The sequence below is a fragment of the Geobacillus sp. PK12 genome (genome assembly GCF_004123125.1).
GTDB classification, from domain to species: Bacteria; Bacillota; Bacilli; order Bacillales; family Anoxybacillaceae; genus Geobacillus; species Geobacillus zalihae.
The window spans coordinates 20,541-27,601 of the sequence record NZ_SDKL01000041.1 but is presented as its reverse complement, the minus strand read 5'-3'; the positions used below and the strand labels follow the sequence as shown (position 1 = coordinate 27,601).

Below are 7,061 nucleotides of genomic sequence, written 5' to 3'. Positions count from 1 at the left end.
ATCAGGCGCGCTGGAAATCTTCATCTGAAAGAGCGTGCAAACGTCCCGAAAGAATGTGCAAAATCTAAAACAATCCGCAAAAATTTTGCACATTATTTCCGAATCCGCCTGAAATAATTTGAAAAAGGGATTCTGAAATAATGTGCTAATTTACATCGAGGGAGGGTGTTAAAAAAGCCGTTTCCCGTTCCGCGATCGAAAGAAGGATTGGAATGGTTGTACCAGTGCATCGTGGAAGCCATGAAGGAATTTGGAAAAACCGAGGTGATCGTTGGCATCGAGCCAACGGGACATTATTGGCTGAATCTCGCCTATTTTCTTGATGAGAAAGGCATCCCTCTCGTCATGACAAACCCGATGCACGTGAAGCGATCCAAAGAGCTGGACGATAACCTTCCAACCAAGCATGATGCGAAAGATGCGCTCGTCATTGCCCGGTTAGTGAAAGACGGCCGATTCAGCTATCCGCGTATTCTGAAAGGGATGGAGGCGGAGCTGCGCGTGGGAGCGACATTTCGCTCCAAATTGGTGGAAGAACAGGGAGCAGTTCGAAATCAGATGATTCGCTGGCTCGATCGGTATTTTCCAGAGTTTACGCAAGTCTTTCCGTCGTTTGGGAAAATGGCGCTCGCGGTACTGGAATATACGCCATTTCCGAGTGATCTGGCAGGAAAAGAGCTAGAAGAGGTTCTCGCCCTTTACCGGCAAAGCGAGGGATTACAATCGCCGCAAAGGCCGAAAGCGAAGAAGCTGATGGAACTGGCCCAACACTCCATTGGCGTAACGGAAGGACAACAGATGGCCCGTATCGAAATTGCCACGCTTGTCCGCCGGTACCGCCAACTGGAAGAAGAAATCGAGGCATTGACAGAACAGCTGATTGAACTCGTTCAGACCTCCGTCGAATACGAATGGTTGAAGACCGTTCCGGGTTTAGGCGATGCGACCATCGTGGAACTGTTATCAGAGATTGGGAGTTTCTCCCATTATCAGGATCCGCGGCAACTCATCAAATTAGCGGGCCTGACGCTGCGGGAACATTCCTCCGTCCAACATAAAGGGCAGAAACGGATCTCGAAACGGGGACGAAAACGGCTTCGCGCTCTCCTGTTCCGGGCGATGATGCCGATGATCCGCCACAACGAAGCGTTTCGGCAGCTGCACGACTATTACACGACACGACCTGATAACCCGTTACGGAAGAAGCAATCGATTGTGGTGTTATGCGGAAAATTACTGAAGGTACTGCATGCGGTGTGTACGAAACGACAGGCGTTTGACGTGAAGCGAATGATGTGGGACATCTTTGGCCTCGAAACGGCTGCTTGATGCCTATAGTCTCGATTCTCTAGACAACAAGGATGACACGGAGAAGCTGGCGCGATATCATCCATTCGACCTTGAGTCCCNNAGAGACATGGGAGGGTTCGTCATCATCAGCGATGCAGAGATCCATGGTGCATCCCATACGCTTCCCCTACTACAACCAAATTTAACCAGTAGTGACCGCGAAGCGTACCCACCCAATGTAAGATATACACATATTTAAGAAATAATGTTAGGAACTTTGTCGAAAAATATTTTTTTTGACACCCCTGAAACAGTTACAACCGTTGATATATCAACATTTATAGAGGGAGGGGGTCCATTGACGGTTTTTAGTGGAATTTTGCTTCATGTCATGCTGCCGACGTTTTTTCTTGTCGGCCTTGGGGCGCTTTTGCATCGCATTTTCCATTTTGACATGAATACCTTGTCCAAATTAAATGTCTATGTGCTACTACCGGCTGTTGGGTTTACAAATATTTATGAAAGCAACATGAACGGCGATGTTCTGTTGGGAGTACTCGCGTTTTTACTGCTGCAAAATGGAGTGCTAATCGCTATTAGCACAGTCATGGCAAAATTAATGAAGCTGGACCGTAGTTTAGCGGCGACGTTTCAAAATACAATCGTTCTTAATAATTCCGGTAATTTCGGCATTCCAGTAAGCCAGCTTGTATTTCACCAGCAGCCGTTAGGGCTGTCGATTCAAATTGTCGTGACGATTTTCCAAAATTTCCTTACGAATACATACGGTGTGTTTAATTTTATATCTGCTAGCGAAAAGAAAGGAAAAGTGACGGCAGAATTTTTGAAAAACCCGATTATATACGCACTGTTGCTTGGATTGCTTTTTCGGTCGTTGCATATTCCGGTTCCATCGTTTATCTGGAATCCTCTTCAAAATGTTGCCAATGCATTTTTGGCCATTGCTTTACTGACGCTGGGAGCACAAGTGGCTTATATTAATCTGAAACAGCTGCCGCCGTTGTTGTATCTTAGCGTGTTCAGCCGTCTGCTTCTTTCACCGGCGCTTGCCGCTGTGATTATTTTTGCATTGCATCTTGAGGGAGTGACCGCTCAAGCTTTATTGATTGCAAGTTCGTATCCTTGTTCCAGAAACACCGCGCTTTATGCACTCGAATACGGCCACCATCCGGATTACGCCGCCCAAGCAGTATTTGTGTCAACGCTGCTTAGTTCAGTGACGGTGACGATGATCGTGTATCTATCCAATATTTTATTTTGATAAGCATTAAATCGTAGCAAAGGCGCGAAATAAGCATTCGCGCCTTTGCTATGCTATTGAATTTTTTTAAAGAGCTTAATTGTCTGCTTTGGAACCCAGAATTGATCCGCGCTGTAAACGACAAGTCCTTCTAATTCATACGTTTTGTTTCCAATCATCATGATGTTTTTGTTCACAGGGAGTTTCGCTGTCGTATCTCCTTTTTTTACGATTAAGACAGGATTTTTCGCGTCCGTTTGGTCAATCGCTACGGCTGCCCCTATTGCTTCGAATTCTTTTTTGGCGTTGACAAATAGCCGTTTATTTAAATCTTTTAAGTCAAAGCCCAACGCTTTTGCCATAATGTGGGCTAAATCCGTATTTTCAAATGTGCCAATTGGACGATTTGGACCGTAAGTGTAGAGAAATACATCTTCCCCCGTATGTCCGCCTGTTGTAAATCCGAGATTGGCACGCGCGGCCAGCAATTCCGCTAATGTTTTGCGAATATCAGTGGATTCGCTTAATCTTTTCTTCTCATCGGCTGTTAATGAATCTAATCCGTATAAACGGGCAACTTCTTCTAAATTGGATTTGTCTTCTTTTAATTGACTCATTGCTCCGTCTAATGTCATTTTCGCTTTTTTCAGCGGGTCGATATATGCGGAAACCGGAGTTTCAGGATATGATTGATCGGTGTTACGGTTGCCGATCGTGATACCGCTGTTGCCATGGTCACTTACGGCAATAACGAGCGTGTCGTTGCGTTTTTTTGCAAAAGCAAGCGCTTCTTCGACTGCTTTGTCAAAGGCTAACACTTCACTGATAATGCCGACAGGATCATTGGCGTGAGCCGCCCAATCCGGCTGACTTCCTTCCACAAATAGGAAAAATCCATCTTTATCTTTCGACAGTGTATCGATCGCTTTTTTCGTCATTTCCGCTAGTGTTGGTTCATTAGGTCTTGTATATGGACGGTTCATATCTTGCGCAAGCGCGTCATCGGCAAACACGCCCCAAATTTTGTTGGATTTGGAACGAAGCAGCTCTTCGCGCGTTTCTACAACATCATATCCTTTTTTCTTAATGACTTCTAGCATGTTTTCGTTGTCTTTTCGGTTGTTTTTTCCGTTCCCTGGAAGTAACGCTTCTTTTCCGCCGCCTAAGACGACTTCTATATTTTGATATACTTGTTGTTCAGCGATGTCTGGAAACATGTTTCGATGTGGAACATGTGCGGAGAAACCTGCTGGTGTCGCATGTTGAATGGCGGCTGTTGCAATAATCCCTGTTGATTTTCCCAGCAATTCGGCTCCTTCGAGTACATTGGCTACCGGCTTGAGCGCTTGTTCTTTCGAAATTGGCTGTAATCCAGGCGAATTGACAACACTTGGGAGAACCCCGATATACTTATCATTTGATTTAAATCCGGTAGCCAACGCTGTTGCCGCTGGGGCTGAATCGGTAATCGCCGATTCCGCTGAGTACGTGCGGACAGCGCCGCTTGCCATTTCGTCTAAAGCGAGCGGTTCTCCTTTGTACCATCTTGCTAATGTTGTAGCTCCGGCGCTTGTCCCATCCATCACCATCATAATGACATTTTTAATCGGCTTTTGTTTTTTCTCTTGTTTTGCCTCCTCGCGTGCAGCGAAAGCAAAAGAGCCAGCTGTAAGGGACCCGATTAACGCAACACTGACAATTTTTTTGCCAATGTTTTTCAATTTTGCTTCCTCCTTTATCCATAATATGTACTAATCATGATTGTAAAATCCATTTGTTAATAGAATTTTGCAACAATATAAACATTGTATGAAAATATTGTAAAAATATATTCGTTTTTCCTTTATGTAAAAAATAGTTGTAAAACGCTTTCATTTCGGTTTATAATTCTACTAAACCGGTTTATAAATACTAAATCGATTTAGTAATGAAAGAGGGATCCCCTTGAAAAAAGTAACGATGGCCGATGTCGCGAAGTTAGCCAATGTTTCAAAAAGCACCGTATCGCAATATTTAAATAAACGCTATGAATATATGAGCGAGGAAACGAGAAAACGGATTGCTCGAGCAATTGAAGAGCTAGGATATCAGCCGAATATTATCGCTCGCAGCTTAAAACAGAAAACAACAGCAACCATCGGAGTCATTGTCTTCAATATTTTGCATATGCTTACGATTCAAGTCTTGCATGCCATCGAAGAAGCGTGCCAAGAGCGCGGTTTTCATGTCATTGTTTGCAATACGGATGACGACCCGGAAAAAGAGAAAAAGTATATTGAGATGTTGCGCGCAAAACAAGTCGATGGCTTGATTATTTTCCCGACAGGAAAAAATGCCGAAATATATCAAAAAATGGTCGAAGAGCGCTTTCCGCTTATATTTGTCGACCGGATGGTTCCGGGGATTAAAGCGGATGCGGTTCTGCTTGACAATAAAAAAGCGGCCGCTTTAGCAGTTGAATATCTTGCCGAGCGAGGCTACCAACGCATCGGGGTCGTTGCTCCCCCGCTTGTTTCCCATGTCATTCCAAGGATGGAGCGCATTGAAGGATTTCGGCAGACGCTAACGGAAAAAGGGCTTCCAGTTATCGCTGATTATGTTGTTGCGGCCGAAATTTCGTCCATTCAGAGTGAACTGGCAAAGCTGTTTGCTTCAGGCCGTCCGCCGCAAGCGCTGTTTGCGATTAACGATTTGACATTGATGGAGATTTTGCATTTCGTCAAGAACAACGGCATCCATGTGCCTGATGATTTGGCGCTGATCAGCATTGATGATGTTCCGTTTGCCGATATTTATACGCCAACGTTAACAACGATTGCCCAGCCAACTTTTGCGATGGGGAAAAAAGCAGCAGAGCGTTTGTTTCTGCAAATTGCCAGGAAACAAAAACATAAGCCGCAAATTTTTCGCTTTCCGCCTACATTGATAGAGCGGAAATCTGTCCGACAAAGGGGGAACCACAATGACGGCAGACAATAAAGTAGTCATTGGTGTTGATATCGGCACGACGAGCACAAAAGCAGTGGTGTTTGGTGAACGCGGGCAGGTGCTCGCCTCTCATGCAGTGGATTATCCAATCATCCAGCCGCATCCGGGCTGGGCGGAACAAGATCCCGAGGAGATTTTCTCCGCCGTTGTCCAAACTGTAAACGCTGTCATCACCAAATTGCGTCTTGCTTCTCATCAGGTGAAAGCGATGGGGTTTAGTGCGGCGATGCATTCGCTAATGGCGCTGGATGGATCCGGACGCCCGCTTACCCGCTGTATCATATGGGCGGATACTCGCAGTGTCAGACAAGCAGAGCGTCTTTTGAACGAATGGAACGGCCTGGATATTTACAAGCGGACAGGAACACCCATTCATCCAATGTCACCGCTTCCAAAATTGCTTTGGCTAAAAGAAGAACGGCCGGACTTATTCCGTCAGGCATCTAAGTTTGTGTCCATAAAAGAATATGTATTGTATCGATTATATGGTCAATATGTTGTCGACTATTCGATCGCTTCAGCAACAGGGCTGTTTCGTTTAGGCACACTTGACTGGGATGTGGATGTTCTTGAGCTTCTCGGAATTACAAGAGCGCAGTTATCAAGCTTAGTACCAACGACACATATATTGCGCGGGATGAAGAAAGAATGGGCGCAGCAAATGGGCTTGGATCCGGATGTGCCAGTTGTAGTCGGCGCGAGCGACGGAGTGCTGGCCAACGTTGGTGTCGGGGCGATTTTGCCAGGGGAAGCAGCGATTACGATCGGAACGAGCGGTGCGGTTCGTACGATTTCTCCTGTGCAGAAAACGGATGAAAAAGGCCGAACGTTTTGTTATGCGCTGACACCAAACCATTGGATTGTTGGCGGACCGACAAATAATGGCGGTATTTTGCTAAGATGGCTCCGTGATGAGTTTGGCGGGCAAGAGCGTGAAGTGGCGAAAAAGCTCGGCATTGATCCGTACGATTTGCTTACAAAATATGCGGAACGGGTTCCAGCAGGGGCAGAAGGATTGCTATTTCTCCCGTTTTTATCCGGGGAACGGGCGCCGTACTGGAACGCAAACGCCAGAGGCACGTTTTTTGGCATCAGCCTCCATCATAAGCGGGAACATTTTATTCGCGCCGTCATGGAAGGAGTGTGCATGAGCGTCTTTTCCGTCGCTCTGGCGATTCGTGATGTCACGGGACCGCTGTCGGAAATCCGCGTATCGGGCGGGTTTGCGAAATCCCCGTTTTGGCGGCAAATGCTTGCCGATATGATGGGAAAAGAGTTGCTCGTTCCAGAAACGCATGAGGCGTCGGCATTAGGCGCCGCAGCGCTGGCACTGTATGCGCTTGGTGATATTCCGTCGCTTGATACGGTGAAAACGTGGATTCATATTACCGCCCGTCATGAACCGAATACGGAAAATACGCTCATTTATTCCGAATTATTTGATATGTATACGCGGTTGTATGAACGATTGAAAGACGAGTTTGATGTGATTGCTTCTTTCCAGCGCAGAAATGGATAGCTA

The 7,061-nt window shown here is 46.1% G+C and carries 4 protein-coding genes and 1 pseudogene; 4 read left to right on the top strand and 1 reads right to left on the bottom strand.

The window, feature by feature from the left end; genetic code table 11:
* Positions 1-156 precede the first annotated feature (156 nt).
* Together ETR37_RS13755 and ETR37_RS13745 are read left to right on the top strand one after the other, a co-directional pair.
* Positions 157-1,329: pseudogene (locus ETR37_RS13755) on the top strand (IS110 family RNA-guided transposase); the annotation flags it as partial.
* 319 nt (positions 1,330-1,648) lie between these two features.
* Positions 1,649-2,572 carry an AEC family transporter gene (locus ETR37_RS13745; RefSeq protein ID WP_129447406.1) on the top strand — a complete coding sequence of 308 codons (924 nt, stop codon included), beginning with the start codon at positions 1,649-1,651 and terminating at the stop codon, positions 2,570-2,572.
* Positions 2,573-2,625: 53 nt separating this feature from the next.
* Here the strand turns inward: ETR37_RS13745 and ETR37_RS13740 are convergent, their stop codons facing one another.
* Entirely contained in the window at positions 2,626-4,272 is a 1,647-nt protein-coding gene (locus ETR37_RS13740; RefSeq protein WP_129447405.1) for an alkaline phosphatase, read from the bottom strand.
* A gap of 223 nt (positions 4,273-4,495) precedes the next feature.
* Here ETR37_RS13740 and ETR37_RS13735 point away from each other — a divergent pair, with 223 nt between their 5' ends.
* Together ETR37_RS13735 and gntK are read left to right on the top strand one after the other, a co-directional pair.
* The gene (locus ETR37_RS13735) at positions 4,496-5,530 is read left to right on the top strand and encodes a LacI family DNA-binding transcriptional regulator (protein WP_129447404.1); all 1,035 of its coding nucleotides are present in this window, start codon (positions 4,496-4,498) and stop codon (positions 5,528-5,530) included.
* A complete protein-coding gene (gntK, locus tag ETR37_RS13730) occupies positions 5,514-7,058 on the top strand; it encodes a gluconokinase (protein WP_129447403.1) in 1,545 nt (514 codons plus the stop codon). Before ETR37_RS13735 ends, gntK begins: the two co-directional genes overlap by 17 nt.
* Positions 7,059-7,061 lie beyond the last annotated feature (3 nt).